Origin of the sequence: Streptomyces sp. NPDC086519 (assembly GCF_040686075.1) — a bacterium.
Taxonomy (GTDB): Bacteria; Actinomycetota; Actinomycetes; order Streptomycetales; family Streptomycetaceae; genus Streptomyces; species Streptomyces shenzhenensis.
Genome location: NZ_JBFBJL010000003.1, coordinates 12625 through 35080 on the forward strand (window position 1 = coordinate 12625; position 22456 = coordinate 35080).

Consider the following 22456-nt stretch of genomic DNA (forward strand, 5'->3'; position numbering starts at 1 on the left):
CCGTTTTTTCTCACCCGCCTGGATGACCGCTTCCGGTGGGGTGGTCCGCTGCCCTGCGTCTGCGTCTGCGTCTGCGCGCAGGGCTGGGGTGTTGGTATCCCCCGAGCCCTCGCCGCTGTCCGTGTTGTGCGGGCCGGTCTCGTGGCCGTGGTCGGTGTTGCTGTGCTCGGCGTCCTGCGGAGCCTCGGTTGCCGGGGCGGCGGCATCCGCGGTGCCATCGTCCGGTGAGGCGGGAGTGTGCGATGCGGTCTCGGGCGGCCTTTTCCAGCTCGGGCTCCAGCACGGGCCGCTCCGCCGGCGCTTCGACGGTGATCCCGAGGGCCTTGGCGCCGCCGAGGCCGATCAGGGCGAGGTCGTGGGGGTGGCTGAGCTCTCCGCCGACGACGACGCCGAGCTGGATGTCGGTGCGGTCGGTGTCGGCGTAGACGAGCAGTTTGACTGGCAGGACCCGGTGGGACTTCGACTGCAGGATGCTTTTGACCACGGGGACGTTCTGGGCGGCTTCGCGGGCGGTGACGCGTCCTTTGCCGGTCAGGGCCAGGCTGGGTTCGGTGGTGGTGCCGGGGGCGGGCCGGGACCAGCGCAGGTCGTCGGAGCTGAAGAGTCCGGCGACGGTCTGGTCGACCATGCGCTCGGGTAGGCCGAGGAGTCCGGCGATGCGGTGACCTTGTCCTACTTTGTGGTCCACCAGGCGCAGGACGAACTCGTCCATCAGGGGGAGGCCCTTGCTGTCCTGGGCGAGGACCTCGGCGGTGATCTGGGCGACGGGAAGCGCGGCGTCGACGATGGTGATCAGTTCGAGGCCGGGACGTGCGTGATGGAAGCGGACGGCCAGGAGGCTGTTGGGGCTAAAAGGTAGGCATTGAGGATCTCGCAGCCTTCCGGGTGGCCGCTCATGTAGTCGAGGACGTCGTGCAGGGCGCCGGGCTTGCTGCGGCAGAACCCGGCGTCGCCGATGATGGTCAGGCCGAACCGGGCGCGGCTGAGTGCGACGTTGATCCGCCTCCAGTACGGCTCTGCGAGGAATCCGAGCTGGCCGCTGGGGTTGCTGCGGGTGACGCTGAAGATGGCGAGGTCGCACCCGCGGCCCTGGACCGCGTCGACGGAGAGCACTTCGGGGCTGATGTGCGTCAGCTTCAGCTGCGGGTCGGCCAGGCCCCGTTTGAGCTCGTCGACCTGCCGGCCGTAGGGGGCGATCACCAGCACGTCCAGCCGCTCGCCGTCCGGGACCCGGATGACGCCCTTGTCGATGGCCTGGTCGATGAGCTTGACGCGGTTGATCGCCAGCTTGGCCTCAAGCGGGTTGGAGATGCTCTTCTCGGCGCCGGTGCGTTCGGATTCGCGCCGGCCGCTCAGCGGGCTGGTGTCCAGCCACAGCACGGGCTTGCTGATGCCCGCGTACCCGGCCAGCACATGATCGTTGGGGGAGATCAGCTTCCGGTCGTAGAAGCAGCTGCTGATCATGTTGCCGATCGCCGGCGTCATCCGATACTGCTCGCGCAGCAGGTGCTTGACCGGGGCGTCGGTGCAGTCGGCGAGGTACTGGAACAGGGTGGTCTTCACCAGGTCATCCCCGAGCTGGTGGTCGGCCATGATCTGCTCGTTGCGCAGCAGGTCCTCGCCGATGGGCGGCAGCTGGTTGGTGTCGCCGACCAGGATCCACCGCTTGGCCCGGGCCAGTGGGACCAAAGCCTCGGTCGCGGTCGCCTTCGACGCCTCGTCGAAGATGCACAGGTCGAACTCCAGGTCCCGGACGGCCCGGTGGCCGAGGAACCCGATCGCGGTGCCGGCGACAACTTGTGCGGTGGAGCACCGCGTGCAGACGCTGGCCGGCGTCAACGAGATCGGTGAGAGGCTCATGGGCATTGCCTTCGGCGCCAAGCCAGGCCCCCCCCGAAACTCACGGTGACCCGGTCCACGGGCGGCTCCCTGGAGAGCGAGCAGAACGGCATGCAGTTCCTCTTCAAGGGCGCGATGGGCGCGCTGCGCAGCCCCCGGATGCACGGGCCGGACGAGAAGGACGCCCGCGACGAGGCCGAGGAGATGCTGGTGATCGCGAGCTTCCTGATGCGACGCCTCGACATCGAGGACGACAAGCGCAAGGCCGCCGCTTCGGGTCCGTGATCGCACGCTGCCTCCAAACTGGCTGCAGGCAGGCGGAGACCCGTGCGGGCCGCCTCCGCTCACGAGATGTGCGACAACCCCTCGGGGGCCTCGCCCGGCCCGGTGTCGGCGCAGTCGCCGGTGCCGAGGGCGTTGGCGATTCTGTAGGCGGTCTCCATGTCGGCGTTGAGATCGTCGATGGCCCTGTTCGTCGTGGTGATCGCCTTGGTGATGTGGGCCTCGGCCGTGGCGATGGCTGTGCTGGCTCCAGCAAGTGTGGGCAGCCCGTCAGCGGTGAGGGCCGCCTGCGCGTCCTTCAGGGCGGTGATCTCGGAGCGCTGATCGGTGATGCCCTGCTGCTCCTGGTCGACGTCGTAGCCGGCCGTGCTCGTGACGTCGTAGCCGACGACATTCTCCACGTTGTAGCAGTCCTCGCCGTTGCCGCCCTTGGCGTCTTTGCGCAACGGGGCGAGGTCATTGTCGGCCGTCGCGAGGTCGTCGCGCACCGACTTGGCGTTGGTGAAGGCGCTGTTGGAGTCCTGGAGGGTGGCGAGCGCCTCCTTGGCGGTGCTCTGGTCCGCCGCCCGCGCACTGGCCTGGGCGCTGGCATGCACCGTCTGCTGGTCCTGCTGCTGCGCGCTCCGCTCGGCCTGCGCGTCTTCAGCCCAGCCGCCTTGCAGCAGGCCGCTGCACACGTTCTGCCCGAATATCTCGATCGATTCACGAACCCCATGGGCAGCGACGACAGACAGCGCATTAACGGGCTCCGCCATGCCGTCTACATCCAGGGCGGTTGCAAGTTCCCGGATCCCAGATGCCCTGCGGGAGCGCTGTGGCCAGGGCGACTCTGAGGCTGCTACGCGGCCGCCGGCGGGCCACGATCTTTCGCAGCATGCGATTCCCGCGTGCCCAATGGGTCTCGTCGGCCCGCACCACGAGCCGCCGGTCCCGACCAGCATTGCAGGTGGGGGTGCCGTCCCTCCGTTGTGAGATCGTCAGTTCACCGGGAGACAGAGCCCGTAGCCGCATACACGAGGTTCATGCCGTTCTTGTCGGACGTCAGCCTTAGGCTGTTGTTGGAAAACAAGGGGGAGACGATGACCGACGCTCGCAAGGCAGTCGTTCCGGTGTGGACGCTGGCGACCGGTGACGTCCGGGTGCCGGCATTGGCCGGAGGCGAGCCGATGACGGCTGAGCGCCTGGCTGAACTGCGCGGTGTGCTGGCCGCCCTGGCCGACGCGCCGATCGCCACACTTGAGGTGCATCCGCTGCCCGACAGGCTCGACCGCGGCCGAGGTATCCCGCTCGATGCCGCGAGTCCCCTGGCGCAGCACCTGTCACAGTTCATCACGCAATCGACGCGAAGTTCCCTTACGGCGGCCAGGGCGACCGCTGCCGGCGAAAACCTCTACCGCATGGTGGTTCCGGCGAAGGTTGCCGCCCAGTTCAGCCAGGGCATCGTTCGCCCGATGGCGTCGAAGGCGGCGGCCGGTGGCATCCACAGTGCACTCATGAACTCGACGGGCATCGCCGCCAATGCGACGTTCGTGCCAGTCGGTAAAGCGGCGGCAGCAGGCGCGGTCGGCGGAGCCGGTGCGACAGCCGGCGTCGCGGCCGCCGGCAGCGCGGCGCTCACCGTGGCCGCGCCGCTCGTGCTCATGGCCGTAGCGGTAGGCGTGAGCGCGCATGCCGACTACAAGCGCCAACAGGCCATCGAACACATCACAGAACTGCTGGAGCAGCTGCACGAACAGAAGCTCGAAGAGGAGCACAGCGAACTCGACGGCTGCCGCGATGCCATCGACAAAGCCACCGCCATTCTGCTCGACCAGGGCAAGCTCGGTGTCTCCCTGGGACTTGACTCGGCAGTGCACGCCATCAACACGGCGCTGGGCGCCGCTGACCGCCGCCTTGCCCGGTGGCAGAGCGCACTCGACAAGCTGCCCGAGGGCAAGTCCGTCGAGATCAGCACGCTCGTCAAAGCATTCCCCGGCGTCGACGAGCATGGCGGCACGTTCCGCGCCCACCTCGAACTCGCTGCCCTGGCCATTGCGCTGAAGCGGCGGGTCGTCGTCCTGCAAGCTGTCGAGCATGCCCAGGGCCACCCTGACAACTTGTTCGAGAACTTCACCCGCGAGCTCAAGCGCGACCAGCAGCGCCTCGACGAACTGGAGTCGAGCATTGCCGGTGTCCTGGAACGCTTGTCGGCGCTTGAGCTGGCAGGTCCGCAAGGTCTGCGGCCCGTCTTCACGACCGGTGAAGTCGATCGCCTGATGCGCGCGGCAAACCGGATTCGCAAGCTGGGCGACGGCGTCATGGTCAACAGCCGCACGACAGACGTGGCGATTGAGATTGCCCGCAACAAGGACGGCTCGGTGGTCGTGTTCCCTGCGCTGCCCGCGTAGGCGTAGGTGCGCTCGCACTCACGTGGTGCGGGGTTGCCCGAAACCTCGAACGCGAGGGTGGCCCTACGGCCCCGCGATCGACATAACTGAGGGTGATGCTGGCCTTTTGTGACCGGCCTAGCTTGGTCCAAGGTGCAATCCGGCATGGGACTCTCCAGCTCAAGCTGCCTGGGCGAGCTGTGAGACGCAGAGAGTGCCTGTATGTAAGCTGCGTGGAGGAGCCACCTCAGGGGCACAGCGCATCCCATCAAAACAATTGCGTGTGCATATTCTCGGGGAATGATCTTGCGACTCGCGGGAACCTCAACATCAATGAGCCCTGTTGCGGCTGGTCAGAGGATCTCGTGAACGACCCACTCGCTGTAGCGATACGTGGATGAGGGTCTCGACCTAACGGTCACGGCCCTATCTGCGTGTCCGTAACTGATTGTGATCCCGAGGGCTTCGTAGAGCGGGCTCTTCTTCTCTGCGTCGACGGCCTGCATACGCTGCGCGATGTCTCCGAGTCTCTCAGTGATCTCCCGGATCTGGTCGGCGCTGAGGGGAGTTTCCTTCTTTCGCGTGGCGGCAGGTGGCGTGTCGAGGTTCTTGCGTGCTGCCTCCGTGTCCGCCTGCGCCTCGTTGATCCATTGAGTGACGACGGCGGGGTCGGCGCCGGCTTCGAGGGCGGCCTGGTAGCGGGCGAGACGCCGCTCGCACTCCTTGACGATCGGATGGGCGATGGTGCCAAGGATGCGGATGCGGCGAAAACGGTGGGCGGTCGTCCGGGCCGTCTGGGTTCGCCGGCGTTCGCGTGCCGTTGTTTCATCAGGTCGCGGTGCCATCGCAGCACGGTGTCGGGATGGACCGGCAATCGGAGCCGGCGCAGAACCTGGCGCGGCAGCGGCACCAGGAGAGCGGCGAGGAAGCCCGGTCTTCCGAGGCGGAGCTTCACCCGGTCCGCACCGAGTTGCCGCTCAAGGATCATGATCTGGTGGCGCGGGGCCAGGATCCCCGCGTTCTTGTCGCGGTCGCCCATGGGCAGCAGCCGGAGTACAGCGAACGCGTGGGTGACGGTCAGGCAGGCGAGACGAAGCCACACGAGTGCTCATCCTGCCGCAGCACCGAGCAGGCCCGTGAACTGCACGGATGACATTCTCGGCAGGCGCACCCGGTCCGAGTGTGTTCACGCGGTGCGCAGGAGAGGCGCCCGACCGGGGTTGTCACCCGCCAGGCGCTTGTCCCTCAGGCGGCGGTCAGCTGGAGAAGGTGAACCAGTTGATGTTGGTGAAGTCCGACGTGCTTCCTGAGAAGACCAGGTAGACGTCGTGGACTCCCGTGGCGGAGGCGACGATGTTCGCGGGGACGGTCTGCCAGGCCTGCCAGCCGCCGTTGTTGGCGAAGTCGATCTCCGCGATTTTCGTGCCCGTGGTGCTGTCGAGCCGCACTTGGACGGCGCCGCTGACACCGGAGGCCGCGCCTGACGCCAGCCGGGCCTTGAACTGCGCTGGGGAGGTCGAACCGAAGTCAACGGAGGAGAACTTCAGCCAGTCGCCGTTCGAGATGTAGCCTACGTCGCTGCCGCCGCCCGTGTCGGAGCAGCTCTCGGTGGTGGTCCCGCTCTGGGCGGAGTACGACTCGGCCTGGATGGTGCTGTAGGCACTCACGGTGGTCGAGCCGCCCCCCGAACCCCCGCTGGAGCCTCCGGCGCCCAAGGTGATGCTCCAGGAGGTGGGTGCCCCGTCCTGGATGTGCCCGTCGACGGGGGCCGCGCCGGTCGGGCCGACGTCGTCGTAGGGGAAGGCGTAGCCGATGCTGGCGTACTCGTGGACCAGCCGCGCGTAGTGGTTGGTGATCGAGTCCGTGTAGTACTGCGACGGTGTCACGCCGTCGGGCTGGTTGTTCCCGCCCGAGACCAGGAGCGAGCTGCGGTTGAGCGCGGCGGCGAGCCGGGCGGCGATCGCGCCGCGGGCGTCCCCGCCGGAGTTGTAGAGAGGACCGGACGCGCAGCCGAAGATGTCGACGGCGTTCGGCTTGGTGAACGGCACGCCGTTGGTGTTGAGCCCGGAGAAGACGATGGCGTCACCGGAGACGGTGCCGGTGTAGGAACCGATGCTGCCCTGGCCGTTGATGGTCAGCGGCGTGGAGGCGTAGTGGCTCCAGACCCGGTTCAGGTAGTCGTCCCAGTAGGTGCCGAAGTCCACCGGCGAGTGCGAGGGCGCCATGACGCGCAGTACCCCGCCCGATGTGTCGGTGACCACCAGCTTGTCCCAGGGGGCTCCGTCGGAGGCGTGCTGGCTCTGGAGGCCGGAGGCGATCGAGGCGAGGGCGCCGGAGGGCAGAGGGCTGACCGTCTGGGTGCCGCCGCTACCGGTGCTGCTCATCGAGATGGGGAGTGCGACCATGTCGACGTACGAGATGTTGGCGTAGAGGTTCGTGCTGTTGAACGTGAACTCGCAGAACGTCCAGTTCGTGGACCAGTTGGGGTCCGAGCTGACGAGCGCGGGCTGCACGACGCCGGGCACGGTGCCCGGGTTGACGAAGAACTGGAGTTTTTGGCCGACCGAGAACCAGACGCGTCCGCCGATGACGTAGTCGGTCAGGTTGACGGTGGTGGCGGCCGAGCCGGAGGCGCCCAGCGCGATGGAGTAGTCGGCGATGGGCGTGACCGCGGACGACGGGTTGGGCAGCCGGTTCAGGGTGCCGTTCGCCGAGACGAAGACCGGCCAGCCGCTGCTGTCCGTGCCTGATATGTAGGCGTAGACGGTGTTGGAGCCGGAGTTGTTCGCCAGCTTGACGGGGAGCGAGACTCCCGCCGCCGCCGCGGAGGAGGCCAGCGGCGAGACCGGCGAGAGAGGGCTCAGCGCGGCCGCACCGGTGAGCGCGCCGACTGCGGTCAGGAAGGAACGTCGGGAAACCACAGGGGCCCTCCCGGAGGGGGTGATCGTCCGTCAACTATGTGACGGCGGTGGGGGGTTGAGTTGTTGAAAACGTGTGAGGTTCTGCGCGGGGACGGTATTGGATCAGACCAATCCCGTCAAGGTTGCGGAGGCACTTCTTCCATGTAACGGCGCGGGGACGTCGCCGGTTCATTCGCTGTGCCGTGCGGTGAGGCGTTGTCAGTGGCGGGTGTCAGCGCCGTGCCGTCCGTTCTGTTCTGGCGGAGGCCGCCCCCTTCTGTCGGGCCCGCTCCTGCTCGATGGCGGCCTGTTCAAGGGAGTCCATGACCTCCTTGCCGATGCGCATCCCGGCTGCGTCGGGGCGGCGCGGGCCGTGGTGGAGTCCACACTGACCAGGGACAAGCCCGTCTGTCCCTGGCGGGCGGCCTCGGCGATCAGGTCCTGGAGCAGTGCGGTGAAGACGCCGGGGTCCCTCCACACCCGGAAGCGGTCGTAGCCCGTCGGCCACGGGCCGAACTCGCCGGGCGTACTGCGACACCTGCGAGGCAGCGGCGTACGACGGCGCCGCCGCGTCGTCGAGCGCGTCGAAGCCCGTGTCCGTGCTCGGCCCCGAGCGCCGCACGGAATTGAGCAGCAAAGTCAGCAGCGGGCGACGCTTCGGCGAAGGACGCATCCAGCCGCACCGGGCGGGAAGAAAATTCATCGCAAAGCCCGGCGACCCGGTCATCGTGACCGTCGCCAACGCCAAGAAGACCAGCGACACGACTCCGGCCCCGCATCCTCCGCGAAGCCGTCTGACGAGCTGACCATCGTCCCGGCGAGAGCTGCCGGCTCACTGTCGATCCCCCTTGGGCCCTGCGACTTCCGTACTGGCCCATACGAATGATTCACCGGCGCCGCAAGGTGAACAATGGCACCTTGTGTCCCGAGTCGACGGCCGGGCGGCCGCTCGCGACCATACGCTGCCCCGTGTGCCGCTGAGCTACGCCTTTGTGAACCTGAAGCCCGGGGTGGGAAAGACGACCAGCGCAGTCTGGTTGGCCCACGCACTCCACGAGTCGGGTGTCCCACCGCTACTGGTCGACAGCGACCCCGCCTCCTCCGCGCTGCGCTGGAGCGAATTGGCGGGCGGCTTCCCGTTTCCTGTGGTCGCTCTTCCGGTGGGCGATGTGCACCGGCGCGTGGACGACTTCCTGGGTGATCGGCAGGCCGTCGTGTTCGACGCTCCGCAGATGGAGGACCACGCGCACATCGCCCGCAGCATCATGAGGTATGCAGACGAGTGGATCGTGCCGGTGACTCCGGCTCCCATCGAGCTGGATCGCATGGCGCCCATCGGTGGCGAGATGGGCGACGTACAGTCCTTGCGGATCCAGCCGGCCCGCGCCACCGTCCTGCTGAACCGGACGAATCGTGCCGAGGCCACGCGTACCGGTCCCGATGCCGACGCCCGCGAAGCTCTCAGCGAGCGGGGATTCGACGTGTTGTCCACGCACATTCCGCGGCTCGACCTGTACGCCCAGTCATTCGGAAGTCCGGTGGCAGTCAAAGCCTCCGCGTACATGGACCTCGCAGACGAACTCATCAAGCGACAGGACAAGGCATGAGCCAGCGGAAGGACACCTACCGGGCCGCACTGCGGCGCGGACCGGACGCTGTCGTACCGCGTCCCGTCAAAGTCACTCAGCTGCACACCCGATACATGCGGGTGACCATCGAGCTCGACGCCGGCCTGCCGCGTGACCTCGTGCAATGGGCAGGGTCAACGGTGTCCGCGATGGTGCGGGCCGGCGCCGCTGCCCTACGACCCTTGAGAAGCGCCCCGTAAGCCTGGGTGACGCGGTGGTCGTGTGTGAACCGGCCACCGCTCGCCCGATGGCTTGACTGCGCCGGGTGATCTCGCCGGATGGCGGAGGCCCGAAATCTGCGCCCGCTGGATGCCGGTTCTCATGGGGAGCAGTGAGGGCACCCGGCGGATCTCGGAGTTTGAGCCGCCTCTGCGCCGGCACGAGCGTATCGTCAGCGATCAACTCGCCCCTCGGACCCACTGACGAGGACCTCACAGTGGGTCCGACGCTGGAAGACCTTGTCCCATGCCGTGGGGGCCACGGACAATGCTGCTCAGGCAACTGCTCCAGCAACGCCACCTGACGACGCATGTGGTTTTCGCCGCACAGTACGAGCGGGCTGCCGCCCGGTTGAGCCTGACCGCGATCTCCGCCTGGCGTCCCTCCAGGTCTCGCCGCGCCAGTTCGACCGCTGGTACGACGGGGAGTTACTGACTCTGCCCCGCCCTGATGCCTGCCGGGTGCTGGAGCACATGCTGCCCGACCGCGTGACCAGTACGAACGTCGGATTCCTCGGCGTGAACAGTGGGCGAAACCCTGTCGCAGAGGGTTCTTGATCACCGTGTCGGAGGCATAGCCTCCGCGTCATGTCCGACACCTCCCGCCGCAGGATCCTCGGCGCTCTCGCCGGTGGCGCCGCGCTCTCCGTCCTGCCCCCCTCGCTTCTCAAGGCCATGGCCGCGCCGATGCCGCGCGGCGGCATGAAAGCGATCGAGCACGTCATCGTGCTGATGCAAGAGAATCGCTCCTTCGACAACTACTTCGGCACCCTCAAGGGGGTGCGCGGCTTCGGCGACCGCACCCCCCTGCGCCTGCCCGAGGGCGCCGACGTCTTCAGGCAGCCGCGGGCCGGTGGCGAGGTCCTGCCCTTCTCGGCCCGCCAGGCGGCGGTCGACGCCGGCCGCCCGGAGAGCGACATCCAGTACCTGGGCTCGCTTCCGCACGGATTCACGGACGCCACCCAGGCACGGGCGAACGGCTGGTGGAACGACTGGATCGCCGCCAAGGGCCAGAGCACCATGGCCTTCTACGACCGGCGGGACATACCCCTGCAGTACGAACTGGCCGACCGGTTCACCATCTGTGATTCCTACTTCTGCTCCATATACGGCTCCACCAACCCCAACCGCAACTACCTGTGGACCGGCACCACGGGCTTCGAGCCGGACGGCGTGAACAGAGCCGTCACCAACGCCGCCTACTCCTACACCCACGCCGGATACGACTGGACCACCTACCCCGAGCGCCTGGAGGCGGCCGGGATCTCGTGGCAGATCTACCAGGAGTGGGACAACTTCACCGACAACGCGGTCGAATACTTCCGGCCGTGGAAGCAGATCGGCCGGAAGATCCTTTCCAAGGTCAGCGGAGAGTACTCCACCACCGAGCAGTTCTACGACAGCCTCTGGGACAAGTCCTCCGCGCAGCGGCAGGTGGCCCTCGCCCAGTTCCAGCAGGGTGTGGACTCCCTGACCGAGGCCGAGCGCCGGCTCTTCCTGCGCGGCGCCTACCGCTCCGAGCCGGACACCCTGATCCCCCGGCTCACGGCGGACATCAAGAACGGCACGCTGCCCGCGGTGAGTTGGGTGGTACCCACCGCGGCGCTCTCCGAGCACCCCGGCTCCTCCACCCCGGTCGGCAGCGCCAACCTCGTCTACGACCTGCTCGACGCCCTCGCCAGCGACCCCGAGACCTGGTCGAAGACGGTGCTGTTCATCAACTTCGACGAGAACGACGGCTACTTCGACCACGTGCCCGCCCCCGTCGCGCCCAAGCCCGACTCCGGCAACAGCGACGACTGGTTCAACGGCCGCCCGGTCGGCCCCGGCCCGCGCGTGCCGATGACGATCGTGTCGCCGTGGACCGTGGGCGGCTTCGTCTCCTCCGAGGCGTTCGACCACACCTCCGTGATCCGTTTCATGGAACAGTGGACCGGGGTCCGCGAGCCCAACATCAGCGCCTGGCGCCGCAGTGTCTTCGGCGACCTCACCTCCGTCTTCGACTTCCACCGCACCCATCGGCAGCCCGAGGTGGAGCAGCCCGGCCCGGTACCGGCGCCGATCGGCCGCTGGAACCCCGTTCCGCCGACGAAGCAGGCGCTCCCGGAGCAGGAGGCGGGCACCCGTCCCACCCGTCCCCTGCCGTACCGCCTGTCCCTGCGTGCCGACGTCACCGACGGCCAGGTCCGGCTGCGGCTCGGCAACACCGGCACCGCGGCGGCCGCGGTCACCGCGTACCCCGGCGACGGTGGCGAGCCGCGGACCTGGACTGTCACCGCGGGCGGAAGCACCGCGGACACGGTCGCCTACGGGCCCGACGGTTACGACCTCCAGGTGCGCGGCCCCGGCTGGTCGACGTGGGAACTGCGCGGCGCCGGCGCCGGCGCCGAGGCGTACCTGGTCGAGCAGGCCGGGCCGGGCCCGGTCATGGTCCACTGCGCCAACCCCTCCTCGACGACCCGGACGCTCCTCGTCGGCGAGTCGGTCTACCCGCGCCACGCCGACGACCACGTACGGACCGTCACCCTTGCGCCCGGGCAGAAGCGCGTCGTGCCGATCCATCTCTCCCGCCACGGCTGGTACGACATCGTCGTGGTCGACGAGCGCGACCCGGGCTTCCTGCGCCGTATGACCGGCCGCCTGGCCGATCCGAAGCAGGGTGTCACCGACCCGGCCACCGGCATACTCCCGGCACTGGCCGCCTCGATCACCCTGCCCGAGCCGCTGCCGGGCCTGGACACCCCGCTCGCCCAGGGCAGCGCGGCCGAGGTCGTCGTCACCCTGACGAACCGGAGCGCGGCCCACCTGGATCGCCTCGCGGCCACCCTGCTCATCCCCTCCGGCTGGACGGTCGAGCGGTCCGGGTCCGCGCCGCGGTCACTGGCCGCCGGGAAATCCGCCGACGTCCGCTTCACGGTCACACCGGCCGCCGATGCCACCGTCGGCAGCCTGATCGTGGCCGCGCACGCCGACGGCGACGGTCTGCTGAAGACCGCCGACGCGCGCGTGCGGACCAAGGTCGCCGCCGCGATGAGCGTGACCCTGACCGGTCCTTCGGCCTCACCGAAGACCGATGGCACCGTGCTGGCGCCCGGCGAACCGCGCACCGTGACCGCGACCGTCACCAACGCCGGCAGCGCCCCGCTCACCGGCCTGGCGGGCACGCTCACCCTGCCCGACGGCTGGACCGCCACCCCGTCGGCCTCCGTGCCGGCCACGGTTCCGGCCCGCTCCTCCGTCGCCCTCGCGTGGGACGTCGTCGCGCCTGTGTCGGCCGCCCGTACGTCCGCCGCGGTCAAGGCCACCGTCACCGCGAGCCTGGGCGGGCGCGCCAAGGAGCAGACGGCGTCGCTGACCGCCGAGGTCGGCCCCGTGATGACCGGTTACCTGCTCGCCGAGGACTTCGAGTCCGTCGCCCCGGCCCTGGCATCGGCCGTCGACCTCAGCCGTCCCGGCCTGGTGGGCTGGACGCGGACCACGCCCGGCGGGTGGACGGTCACCAACGCGCCGACGATGCCGCAGGGCACCAGGGAACTGCAGGGCTGGACCTTCCTCTCCAAGCAGTTCTGGTTCCCGGCAGGGCAGGACCGGCCGGGCTTCAGCCGGAGCCTGGGGATCGTGGCGGTCGCCGACGCGGATGACTGGGACGACACCGGCAGCCCGGCGAGCCGCGGCCGGTTCGACTCGACACTGACCACTCCCGCGGTCGCCATCCCGCCGGGCACCTCGACCCTCCACCTGGGCTTCGACTCCCACTACAGTCAGGAGAGCCCGCAGGAGGCCGAGGTCACCGTCGAGTTCGACTCCGGAGAGGCAACCCGTGTGCTGCACTACTCCAGCGCGGCCTCGGGGAACACCAACAACGGCCAGGACCAGCAGAACCAGCTGGTCGACCTCTCCTTCGCGGTCCCGTCCGGAGCGACGTCGGTCAGGGTGAACTTCCGGCTGTTCAACGCGGGGAACAACTGGTTCTGGGCGATCGACAACGTCCGCCTCGGCACCGGTCCGACCAACGACGCGTGAGCCACGGGCCCGCGCGGGAGCCGACCGGCCCCGCGCGGGCCCGCCGGGGGCGGGGGTGTCTCAGACCGCGTCGTGGCCTGCTGCGGCTGCCCAGCGACGGATGTGCTGGTCGGGACGGGCCTGGGCGGATGCGAGTGTGGTTTCAAGCAGTTCGCGCAGGCGCGACGGGTATGCCGCGCGCGAAGTAGGCAGGCCCAGCAGGACACGGTGGCGCATCCGCAGATCGGTGGCCTCGGCGAACACCCGCATCGAGGCCTCCAGCCAGGCGTCCTTGACGTCTTGCGACTCGTCCAGAGCGGGATCACGTACCCCAGCAGGTCCGTACGTTGGGGACCGATCTGCGCGCAAAGGCACATGGGCGCAGTACCAGGCCCGCACGGCTCCCGCTCGCTCGGCATCCGTGCCGATCCGTAGACAGTCGACCAGTGCGGCCATCACACGGCGGCGTCCGAATGCGCAGACCGCCCGCTCGACGAACCAGCGGCAGAAACTGGGATCCGGGTCGTGAACAGCTGCCGCCATCAACGGGCGAACAACTCCTCGGGCAGACTCGCACGTTCGAGCAGCGGCTTACGCACCGCCGCGGCGAGGTGGCGGGCATGCCGGCCGTCCGGCTTCATGGCGACTTCTTCTACACCCAGCAGTCGAGCCACCTCCGTCGCGCACATCAGGAATGAACACGGTTATTCCGCATACCGGGAGCCGTTCCAGCAGCGGCCGGTGGGTGCGGGCGCCGGCGCTCACGACCTGTCTGCGGCTCACCGGCTGGAACCAGCTCGCACCGTCCGGTGACAGCTGCATCATCCACTCCTCCTCGTCGATCCCCCTGGTCACCGTTGTGTCCGGCACATCGGCGGCGGGCGCGGCGACCAGGGCGACCAGCGCTCCGCCGGCTCGCAGGGCGGCGTCGCACAGTCGAGCGAGATCGCGGCTGGGCCCGAACTCGGTGGACGGCTGCGGCACGGAAAACCTCCATAACCACCCGTCCAGCTGAACGGGGCTGCCGCACGAAAGAGTGCGGCAACCCCGGCCGGCCGGACAAGGCAAACGATGCTGTTTCCCGCTTCCTTTCCCATGAAGGAGACGCCGCACGAGTTTGATACCTCGGCGTCGGCACACCGATCTTGGATTTCGAAGGTCTGTGAGGGCGCGAACGGAGGTCCGGACTCCATGCCGCGAGGGAGGAGGGCGCAATGCCGCTGTACTGCATCGGGGTCGGATGCAGACGCAGCGACCACAGCAACCGCTGCGGCACCATGGGGGCCGAGCTTGGATCGGGCAGATGAGCGACAGGGACGAGGAACGGCCCGCCACAACCGACCAGACGGCCTCGGCAGGCGATCCTCGGCGTACGCCGACAACGGTCTCAGAGGCAGAACTTCCCGTGCGCGACCACGACCGTATCGTCAGTGGTCAACTCGCCCCTTGGACACAATCACCGACGATACGGTGATGAGGGCCTCGATCTTACGGTCGCGGCCCTTTCTGCGTGTTCGTAGCTGAGGGTGGTGCTGGCATCCCCGCAGGTCCCGGGCTCGCTCAGCATTCGGATGCGGGCAGTCAGCAGTAAGTCCAGGCTGTAAGGTGGAAAACGGATTTAAGGGATTTCTCGCGTATCGGGGTGCGAAGGGGCGGTGCGCATGTCTCCTGCACCGGCTGGCGAGGCAGTCGGTGGTGTTCCGCTTTGTGCCGGGGCCCGTCGTCGCGAAGCACGGGACCGATGACGGGCACGCGGGCCCGGAATGCGGCGTCGCACGGCGGCGGCCAAGCGCGGGGCCGTCCCGGGCGGAAGGTGTTGGATACCCTGCTCGACCTCGTTGACCAGGCGGTCGTGGTCTGCGACGCGTCCGGCGTGGTCCGCTGGTGCAACAGCCCGGCCGGCGTCTACTTTCCCGGCCTGCGGCCGGGGACGACGCCGGACCCCGCAGCAGCCGGACCCCTGGGGCAGGCGATCGTCGCCTCCGCGGCGCGCTTCGATGCCGAATTCCTCGGTCGGCGGCTGACCGGCCGCAGGAGCACGGTGCAGGACTGCTCGGTGTGGGTCGTCAGTGACGAGACCGGGGTCCGCCGGTGCGGGGCCGAGCTACGAGCCGAGCGGTTCCGGGCGGCGTTCCTGAGCGAGGCGGGCCGACGGCTGGGGGCCTCCCTGCACCACGGCCGCACCGCCCGGAGCGTGGTGGAACTCGCCGTGCCGGCCTTGGCGGACGCCGCGCTGCTCGTACTGCCGCCGCGCGGGGGCCACGCGGACTGGCACCGTTGCGCCGCGCCGGGCGCGGCCGTGGAGTCGGGCACGTTGCCGGCGTCATCCCTCGAGCGTGTGCCGCAACTGGGAAGGGCCCTGACGGGGCTGTCGCCGCGGCCCGCCCCCTGCCGGCCGGGCGGGCTCGGCGCGCTCGGCCGGGCGGCGCCCCCGGATCCGGGCAAGGGAGGGGAGTCGCTCGTCACGGCACTGCCGGGCAGCGGGGCCCCGGCGGGGGCCCTGGTTCTCGTCCGTCCGGCCCGGGCCGGGGGCCGGCCCGGCGCGGACGCCGCCCTGGTGCGCGACTTCGCCTTCCGGGCCGGTACGGCCCTGTCGACCGCCGTCCTCTACGCCCAGCAGGCCCATACCGCGGCCGTGCTCCAGTCGGGCCTCGACCCGGCGCCGCTGCCCGAGGCGCCGGGGGTGCGGCTGGGCGCCGCCTACCGTCCCGCCCCGGACGCACTGGGCTTCGGCGGCGACTTCTACCAGGTGGAGCCCGCGCGGGACGGTGGCGGGGGCGTGGAGTTCGCCCTGGGGGACGTCTGCGGCAAGGGCGTCGAGGCGGCCGTGCTCACCGGTCACGTCCGTCAGAGCCTGCGGACCCTGGCCCTCGTCGAGTCCCGGCCACTCCGGGTGCTCGACGTGCTCAACCAGTCGCTGCTCGAGGCGGACTCGGACCGGTTCGCCAGCCTGGTCATGGGCACGGTCCGCCCGGGCGTCCAGGGCACCCTGGACGTCGTACTCGCCGGTGGCGGGCATCTGCCGCCGCTGGTACTGCGCCGTGACGGCACCGTGGAGGCTGTGGACGTGGGCGGGATGCTGGTCGGGGCTCTGCCCGACGCGGAATTCGGCCAGGCCGGGGTCCGCCTGGCGCGCGACGAGCTCATCCTGCTGTACAGCGACGGGGTCACCGAGGCACGGGGCGGCCCCACCGGGGCCGAGGAGTACGGGGAGGAGCGGCTCGCGCACGACCTGGTGGGCTGCGCGGGGATGCCCGCGGGTGCGGTCGCCGAGCGGATCGACCTGCGCGTCGCCGAGTGGCTGGCCGGACGTGCCCACGACGACATCGCGGTGCTGGCGCTCCAGTCGTCGCCCCCCTCGCCCGGTTCGTCCGGCGCCGCCGGAGGCACGCGGTGACCGGCGCGTCCGCCGTCGCGCCGGGGGTCCGTGCCGCCTTCGACGACCACCTTGCCCACGCCGACGAGACCGGGGCCACCGCGCTCGCCCTGGGCCTGCTGCGGGACGGGGTCGCGGCGGAGGACGTTCTGCTCCGTCTGATCGCCCCGGCACAGGCCGCTGTCGGCGCTCGGTGGGTGTCCACGGAGTGGAGCGTGGCGCAGGAGCACGCCGCCACCCATGTGAGCGAGCGCGTGGTGAGCGCCGTGGCCGCCGCGGCCGCCGAGCTGCGGCCCCGGGACTCCGCCCCGGCCCGCCGTGTCCTGTTCGCATGCATCGAGGGGGAGCGCCATACCCTGCCCGCACGGATCGCCGCCGAGGTGCTGCGGCTGCGCGGCTTCGACGTGACGTTCCTGGGCGCCAACGTCCTCGCCCCGCCCCTGGTGTCCCACATCCACCGGCAGGGGCCCGAGCTGGTGGGCCTGTCGTGCATGATCCCGGTCCGCCTGCCTGCCGCACACCACCTCGTCGAGTGCTGCCGGCGCGCCGGGACGCCGGTGCTCGTGGGCGGCACGGGCTTTGGACCCGGAGGCGTCTGGGCCCGCACGCTCGGAGCCGACCTGTACGCGCCCGACCCGGCCGCCGCCGCCGAGATGCTCGCCGTGCGGTGGCCGCAGACCCCACGGGAAGCGGCGCCCCTGGAGCACCTCGCCGACGACGAGTACGTCCGGATCGTCCGGCAGCGGCCCGAACTGCTGCGGCGGCTGCTGGCCCACCTGCTGGAGCGGTACCCGCGGCTGCGCGACCCGGGCGCGGAGCACGCCGAGGCCGTTCTGGAGGATCTCGGCCGTCTCCCGGACGTCGTAGCCGCCGCAAACTACGTCGACGATCCGCAGGTCCTCACCGACTATCTCTCCTTCGGCGCGGAGTTCCTCCACGCCCGCGGCGTCCCCACCGCCGCTCTGGGCGCGGCCCTGGCGACACTGTCCGAGCTTCTCGGCGGCCTTCCGCGGGCGGCCGCGCACCTGGACGCCGGGCGGCGCTGGCTCACGGCTGCGGGCCACGCGGTCCCGCCGGCCTGACGGCGAGGCGCGGCTGACGCCCGGCGTCGCGTGATTGTGATCGAGACGAGCGTCCTGGGCGTGGGCGTGACCAGGGAAACCGCGGCCCGGCGGACGCTGTCCGTGCTGCTGAACGCGGGCACCGGTCTCCACAGGAGCTGATGGAGCCCGGCCGCGAGTCGGCCGTGCATGGTCCCAGTACCCTGACCTCGACCACAGGTTCGTCGGCCCGGTCCTCTCCCGCGCCGACGGAACCTCCGCCGACCACATCGCCGCCTTCGCGGCGGACGCGGCCCCCGAGCCCGACGCGCTGTCCTGGCACGAGTACGTCCGCGACACCACCGTCGGGGCAGACGGCAGCGGCGGCTGGAGCAACCCCGGCTCCGCCGACGACACCTGCACGACCCACCTGGCCAACTGGCAGGCGCACGTGACGAACGTCGAGGACAAGGTCACGTCGGCGCTCGGCCACTTGCCGGATTACCTCATCTCGGAGCGGAACATGGACCCCAGCGACCAGGGGGCGGCCTACACCGGCAGCCACGCCACCGACCTCGCGACCTGGACCGCCGCCGCCGACGAGCGGCGTTCCCTCAGCCCGGCACCGGCCCTCGCGCGGCCCCGTTGCCGAACTCGACGAGGGACGAGCCCGGCAACGGAGCCGCGGCACTCGACCTGCCGCATGCCCTGGTCGAGTGGGGCAACAGAACGTCCAGGTGGTGACCTGCTCGGCCGAGCGTGGGTGTGAGTGGCCGAGGTGATGGAGCGGCTCGGGTCGGCGGTGGTTCACGGGCGGCGGCGAGGCCCCCTTGGCGCCACGGCGCGGACCAGGTCCGGGAAGCACTGCCGTACAAGGGGTGTTGACGGGCCTCGCCGACACCCTAAGATCCCTGCTGCTCGAAGTACCGATCGACGTACGGCATTTCGAACGAGGTCACGGCTTCGGCAGGCTGCCCTACTCCGGCCGGTACGCAACGCAACGGTCTGTCGACAAGGAATGAGCCGCATGCCTTCAGAAGCCGGAGTGCCCCGCAGAACCGTCCTCACCGCCCTGGGCGCGGCCTCCCTCGCCGGGACCTTCGCCGCCGCCACTCCCGCCGGGGCCGCCGAACCCGCCGGCACCACTGCGAACGCTGCTGCCGCGGACCTCCCCGCCGCAGCGGCCCACTGGACCTTCGACGAAGGCTTCGGCACCTCCGCCGCCGACTCTTCCGGCAACGGTCGCATCGCGACGCTCCAGGGCGCGGCCGGCTGGGACACCGGCAAGGTCGGCGCCCGCAGTCTGAGCCTCGCGGCAGGCGGCAACGCCGCGGCGTCCGGGCCGGTCCTCGACACCTCCAAGGCGTTCTCGGTGGGCGTCTGGGTCAACCTCGCTCAACTCGGCGGCTACCAGACCGCCGTCAGTATCGACGGCAGGGTCGTCAGCTCCTTCTACCTGGGGCTGCGCGACGACACCGGCACCTTCGCCTTCGCCCGGCTGGACTCGGACGCCACTCAGAGTGCCGCGGTGGCGGCCGCCGCTTCAGCGCCCACCATCGACACCTGGACCCATCTGGCCGGCGTCAGCGATCCGACCGCCGGCGTCATTCGCCTCTACGTCAACGGCGTGCTGGAGGGGGAGACCGCCTACACCGCGGGCTGGGCCGGCAGCGGTGACACCGCCATCGGCCGTGCGCTCTACGGCGGTGGGCATGTCGACCAGTGGCACGGTCTGATCGACGACGTATGGATGTTCCCGTCCGTCCTCACCTCCGAGCAGGTCGCGGCGCTGGCCGGGGTCCCGGTGGAGACCACGACGCCGTTGCTGAGCGTAGATGTCGCCAACCCCGCGCACGCCGTGTCCCCCATCCTTCCCGGCCTGATGTTCGAGGACATCAACCACTCCGGCGAGGGCGGCATCTATGCGGAACTGGTGCAGAACCGCTCGATGGCGGCGAGCGACACCACGCCCGTCCACTGGTCCGCCGTCGGCGGAACGACCCTCGCACTCGACACCGCCAACCCGCTCAACGACGCGCTCAACCGTTCCCTCAAGGTCGCACTGCCGAGCGGCACGGGCGCCGGAAGCCGGGCCGGTGTCGCCAACGACGGCTTCTGGGGCATACCGGTGCGGCCCGGAACCTCCTACACCGCCCGGCTGTTCGCCAAGGCGTCGCGACGCATCGGCCCGCTCACGGTGACCATGGAGTCGGCGGACGGCGCGACGGTGTACGCGTCCGCCCATGTGCCCCACATCGGCACCGCCTTCCACGGCCGACCGTTCGAGCTGACCTTGCGCACCGGTTCGCGCACCCCCGTGGTCGGGGACGCAAGGCTGACCGTCACCACGGCCGACCCCTCCGCGGCGGGTGAGACCCTGTGGCTCCAGCATGTGTCCCTCTTCCCGCCCACCCACAACAATCGGCCCAACGGCCTGCGCATCGACCTGATGGACAAACTGGTCGCTCTGAAGCCGAAGTTCCTGCGCTTCCCCGGCGGGAACTTCCTCGAGGGCAACACCGTCGCGACACGCTTCGACTGGAAGAACACCATCGGCCCGGTCTGGGAGCGCCCCGGCCACATGGACGACGCCTGGGGCTACTGGTCGACGGACGGCCTCGGACTCCTCGAATACCTGGAGTGGGCAGAGGACATGAAGGCCCAGCCGGTCCTCGCCGTCTACGCCGGCTACTCGCTCAGGGGCGAACACGTCACCGATGACGCGCTGAAGCCGTTCGTCCAGGAGGCACTCGACGAGATCGAGTACGTCACCGGTTCCGTCACCAGCACCTGGGGCGCACGACGTGCCGCCGACGGACATCCGGAGCCGTTCCCGCTGGAGTACGTGGAGATAGGCAACGAGGACTGGTTCGATTCCTCGGGGTCGTACGACGAGCGGTTCGCGGCCTTCTACGACGCGATCAAGGCGAAGTACCCGCATCTGAAGCTGATCGCCACGACGTCCGTGACGAGCCGCACGCCGGACCTGATCGACGAGCACTACTACCTGGCGCCATCCGCCGCCCAGGCCTCCACCCACAAGTACGACACCCGAGACCGCGATTCGACGAAGGTGTTCGTCGGGGAGTGGGCCGCGCAGGAGGGCCGCCCCACACCCGACCTCAACGCGGCGCTCGGCGACGCCGCTTGGCTGGCCGGGCTGATCCGCAACTCGGACCAGGTCCTCATGGAGTGCTACGCACCGCTCTTCTCGCACGTCAAGAACAACGTCTGGGCGACCAACCTGATCGCCTACGACAACCTCACCAGCTACGCGTCGCCCAGCTACTGGGCACAGCACATGCTGACGAGCAGGCTCGGCAACACGGTGCTGCCGGCCACCGCTCGTGCGCTGCCCGGTCTCGCCACCGTGGCCACCCGCTCCGGCAACCGCCTCTACCTCGCGGTGGTCAACTGCGGGACGGAGAAGGCGAACGTGCCGGTCGAACTGAAGGGGCTGGTCAAGGGCGTCAGGAGGCGGGCCACCGCGACGGTCCTGACCGGCCCCTCGCGCACCACCACCAACACGCTGACGGATCCCGATGCGCTGGTGCCGAGGAGGAGCACCCTCACCGGCGCGGCGGCGTCCTTCACCAGCACTCTGCCGCCGCTCTCCGTCACCGTACTGGAGCTCGTCCTGACCTGATCGCTCACTGCCCGACGCCCCTGGGGCGTCGGGCCACGGACGCGCACTGAGCCCGGCCGACCGGGCTGTCGCGTTCATACTCGGGCCGGGGAACCGGCCCGAGTCAACCCGTTGTGACAACGCGCCTGTCGGCAGCTCAACGCCGGCCCCCGAGACCCCGGGTACGCCGGTGTTCGCGCTGAGCGCTCCGATATTCTCCAGGGCGCAGATCGACCTGCCCGGCTGCCCGCCTCGTTGGTCACCGGGGCCGGCGCCGTGTCACGTCAGCCCGCGACCGGCGAACTGGCGTTCACCCTGTCATCCACCGCCGACCGGAGACGAGTCGGGTGTCTCGCCGCTGCTGGTCGACGGTGACCCTGCCTCCTCCGCCCTGCGCTGGAGCGAATTGGCAGGTGGCTTCCCGTTTCCTGTGGTCGCTCTTCCGGTGGGCGATGTGCACCGGCGCGTGGACGACTTCCTGGGTGATCGGCAGGCCGTCGTGTTCGACGCTCCGCAGATGGAGGACCACGCGCACATCGCCCGCAGCATCATGAGGTATGCAGACGAGTGGATCGTGCCGGTGACTCCGGCTCCCATCGAGCTGGATCGCATGGCGCCCATCGGTGGCGAGATGGGCGACGTACAGTCCTTGCGCGTCCAGCCGGCCCGCGCCACCGTCCTGCTGAACCGGACGAATCGTGCCGAGGCCACCCGTACCGGTCCCGACGCGGACGCCCGCGAAGCTCTCAGCGAGCGGGGATTCGACGTGCTGTACACCCATATTCCGCGGCTCGACCTGTACGCCCAGTCGTTCGGAAGTCCGGTGGAGGTCAAAGGCTCCGCGTACATGGACCTCGCAGACGAACTCATCAAGCGGCAGGACGAGACATGAGCCAGCGGAAGGACACCTACCGGGCCGCACTGCGGCGCGGACCGGACGCTGTCGTACCGCGTCCCGTCAAAGTCACTCAGGTGCACACCCGGTACGTGCGGGTGACCATCGAGCTCGACACCGGCTTCCCGCGTGACCTCGTGCAATGGGCGGGGGCACCGGTGTCCGCGATGGTGCGGGCCGGCGCAGCCGCCCTGCGCCCCCTGAGGAGCACCCCGCAAGCCGGGTGACGCAGTCGAGCGTGAACCGGTCTCCGCCTGCCCACCGGACGCAGGCGATGTCTTCCCC

The 22456-nt window shown here is 69.8% G+C and carries 17 protein-coding genes and 1 pseudogene; 11 read left to right on the forward strand and 7 right to left on the reverse strand.

Annotation, left to right across the window (positions count from 1 at the left end; genetic code table 11):
* Positions 1 to 10: 10 nt before the first annotated feature.
* Both AB0P24_RS04440 and AB0P24_RS04445 read right to left on the reverse strand, forming a co-directional pair.
* On the reverse strand, positions 11 to 712 hold the full coding sequence (locus AB0P24_RS04440; RefSeq protein WP_365790695.1) for a hypothetical protein: 702 nt from the start codon (positions 710 to 712) through the stop codon (positions 11 to 13).
* A gap of 80 nt (positions 713 to 792) precedes the next feature.
* On the reverse strand, positions 793 to 1860 hold the full coding sequence (locus tag AB0P24_RS04445) for an AAA domain-containing protein (RefSeq protein ID WP_365790696.1): 1068 nt from the start codon (positions 1858 to 1860) through the stop codon (positions 793 to 795).
* Between the two features lie 45 nt (positions 1861 to 1905).
* Here AB0P24_RS04445 and AB0P24_RS04450 point away from each other — a divergent pair, with 45 nt between their 5' ends.
* Complete coding sequence (locus AB0P24_RS04450; protein WP_365790697.1) at positions 1906 to 2124, forward strand: TIGR02391 family protein; 219 nt, start codon at positions 1906 to 1908, stop codon at positions 2122 to 2124.
* A 59-nt stretch (positions 2125 to 2183) separates the two neighbouring features.
* On the opposite strand, the gene AB0P24_RS04455 is transcribed toward AB0P24_RS04450, so the two are convergent.
* Positions 2184 to 2876, reverse strand: coding sequence for a hypothetical protein (locus AB0P24_RS04455; protein WP_365790698.1), 693 nt, complete (start codon positions 2874 to 2876; stop codon positions 2184 to 2186).
* A 324-nt stretch (positions 2877 to 3200) separates the two neighbouring features.
* Here AB0P24_RS04455 and AB0P24_RS04460 point away from each other — a divergent pair, with 324 nt between their 5' ends.
* Complete coding sequence (locus AB0P24_RS04460; RefSeq protein WP_365790699.1) at positions 3201 to 4508, forward strand: hypothetical protein; 1308 nt, start codon at positions 3201 to 3203, stop codon at positions 4506 to 4508.
* Positions 4509 to 4840: 332 nt separating this feature from the next.
* Here AB0P24_RS04460 and AB0P24_RS04465 read toward each other — a convergent pair whose 3' ends face one another.
* On the reverse strand, positions 4841 to 5332 hold the full coding sequence (locus tag AB0P24_RS04465) for a hypothetical protein (RefSeq protein WP_365790700.1): 492 nt from the start codon (positions 5330 to 5332) through the stop codon (positions 4841 to 4843).
* A 17-nt stretch (positions 5333 to 5349) separates the two neighbouring features.
* On the opposite strand from AB0P24_RS04465, the gene AB0P24_RS04470 reads away from it, so the two are divergent.
* Positions 5350 to 5640 carry a hypothetical protein gene (locus AB0P24_RS04470; protein WP_365790701.1) on the forward strand — a complete coding sequence of 97 codons (291 nt, stop codon included), beginning with the start codon at positions 5350 to 5352 and terminating at the stop codon, positions 5638 to 5640.
* A gap of 103 nt (positions 5641 to 5743) precedes the next feature.
* On the opposite strand, the gene AB0P24_RS04475 is transcribed toward AB0P24_RS04470, so the two are convergent.
* Positions 5744 to 7408 carry a beta-1,3-glucanase family protein gene (locus tag AB0P24_RS04475; RefSeq protein WP_365790702.1) on the reverse strand — a complete coding sequence of 555 codons (1665 nt, stop codon included), beginning with the start codon at positions 7406 to 7408 and terminating at the stop codon, positions 5744 to 5746.
* Between the two features lie 253 nt (positions 7409 to 7661).
* Positions 7662 to 7912, reverse strand: a pseudogene (locus AB0P24_RS04480) (hypothetical protein); the annotation flags it as partial.
* A gap of 74 nt (positions 7913 to 7986) precedes the next feature.
* Here AB0P24_RS04480 and AB0P24_RS04485 point away from each other — a divergent pair.
* The 3 genes from AB0P24_RS04485 to AB0P24_RS04495 all read left to right on the forward strand — a co-directional run bounded on the left by AB0P24_RS04485 (position 7987) and on the right by AB0P24_RS04495 (position 13256).
* The gene (locus tag AB0P24_RS04485) at positions 7987 to 8193 is read left to right on the forward strand and encodes a hypothetical protein (RefSeq protein WP_365790703.1); all 207 of its coding nucleotides are present in this window, start codon (positions 7987 to 7989) and stop codon (positions 8191 to 8193) included.
* Between the two features lie 165 nt (positions 8194 to 8358).
* A complete protein-coding gene (locus AB0P24_RS04490; protein ID WP_365790704.1) occupies positions 8359 to 8994 on the forward strand; it encodes a ParA family protein in 636 nt (211 codons plus the stop codon).
* An 827-nt stretch (positions 8995 to 9821) separates the two neighbouring features.
* Positions 9822 to 13256 carry a phosphocholine-specific phospholipase C gene (locus AB0P24_RS04495; protein ID WP_365790705.1) on the forward strand — a complete coding sequence of 1145 codons (3435 nt, stop codon included), beginning with the start codon at positions 9822 to 9824 and terminating at the stop codon, positions 13254 to 13256.
* 60 nt (positions 13257 to 13316) lie between these two features.
* Here AB0P24_RS04495 and AB0P24_RS04500 read toward each other — a convergent pair whose 3' ends face one another.
* Positions 13317 to 13778, reverse strand: coding sequence for a hypothetical protein (locus AB0P24_RS04500; RefSeq protein WP_365790706.1), 462 nt, complete (start codon positions 13776 to 13778; stop codon positions 13317 to 13319).
* A gap of 1273 nt (positions 13779 to 15051) precedes the next feature.
* Here AB0P24_RS04500 and AB0P24_RS04505 point away from each other — a divergent pair.
* The 5 genes from AB0P24_RS04505 (at position 15052) to AB0P24_RS04525 (ending at position 22398) form a co-directional block, all read left to right on the forward strand.
* Positions 15052 to 16632 (forward strand): PP2C family protein-serine/threonine phosphatase, encoded by a 1581-nt coding sequence (locus AB0P24_RS04505; protein WP_365790707.1) that lies wholly within the window; start codon positions 15052 to 15054, stop codon positions 16630 to 16632.
* Positions 16629 to 17693 (forward strand): cobalamin-dependent protein, encoded by a 1065-nt coding sequence (locus AB0P24_RS04510; protein WP_365790708.1) that lies wholly within the window; start codon positions 16629 to 16631, stop codon positions 17691 to 17693. The genes AB0P24_RS04505 and AB0P24_RS04510 overlap by 4 nt, the downstream gene beginning before the upstream one ends.
* Before the next feature lie 985 nt (positions 17694 to 18678).
* Positions 18679 to 21297 carry a LamG-like jellyroll fold domain-containing protein gene (locus AB0P24_RS04515; protein ID WP_365790709.1) on the forward strand — a complete coding sequence of 873 codons (2619 nt, stop codon included), beginning with the start codon at positions 18679 to 18681 and terminating at the stop codon, positions 21295 to 21297.
* A 169-nt stretch (positions 21298 to 21466) separates the two neighbouring features.
* Entirely contained in the window at positions 21467 to 22168 is a 702-nt protein-coding gene (locus AB0P24_RS04520) for a hypothetical protein (RefSeq protein WP_365790710.1), read from the forward strand.
* Entirely contained in the window at positions 22165 to 22398 is a 234-nt protein-coding gene (locus tag AB0P24_RS04525) for a hypothetical protein (RefSeq protein ID WP_365790711.1), read from the forward strand. The genes AB0P24_RS04520 and AB0P24_RS04525 overlap by 4 nt, the downstream gene beginning before the upstream one ends.
* Positions 22399 to 22456: the final 58 nt, after the last annotated feature.

Bases quoted from the DNA above. Each gene is read 5' to 3' on its own strand.
- AB0P24_RS04460 (WP_365790699.1), top strand. From the start codon at position 3,201: ATGACCGACGCTCGCAAGGCAGTCGTTCCGGTGTGGACGCTGGCGACC.
- AB0P24_RS04440 (WP_365790695.1), bottom strand. From the start codon at position 712: ATGGACGAGTTCGTCCTGCGCCTGGTGGACCACAAAGTAGGACAAGGT.
- AB0P24_RS04515 (WP_365790709.1), top strand. From the start codon at position 18,679: ATGCCTTCAGAAGCCGGAGTGCCCCGCAGAACCGTCCTCACCGCCCTG.
- AB0P24_RS04495 (WP_365790705.1), top strand. From the start codon at position 9,822: ATGTCCGACACCTCCCGCCGCAGGATCCTCGGCGCTCTCGCCGGTGGC.
- AB0P24_RS04470 (WP_365790701.1), top strand. From the start codon at position 5,350: ATGGACCGGCAATCGGAGCCGGCGCAGAACCTGGCGCGGCAGCGGCAC.
- AB0P24_RS04500 (WP_365790706.1), bottom strand. From the start codon at position 13,778: ATGGCGGCAGCTGTTCACGACCCGGATCCCAGTTTCTGCCGCTGGTTC.
- AB0P24_RS04455 (WP_365790698.1), bottom strand. From the start codon at position 2,876: ATGGCGGAGCCCGTTAATGCGCTGTCTGTCGTCGCTGCCCATGGGGTT.
- AB0P24_RS04525 (WP_365790711.1), top strand. From the start codon at position 22,165: ATGAGCCAGCGGAAGGACACCTACCGGGCCGCACTGCGGCGCGGACCG.
- AB0P24_RS04465 (WP_365790700.1), bottom strand. From the start codon at position 5,332: ATGGCACCGCGACCTGATGAAACAACGGCACGCGAACGCCGGCGAACC.
- AB0P24_RS04445 (WP_365790696.1), bottom strand. From the start codon at position 1,860: ATGAGCCTCTCACCGATCTCGTTGACGCCGGCCAGCGTCTGCACGCGG.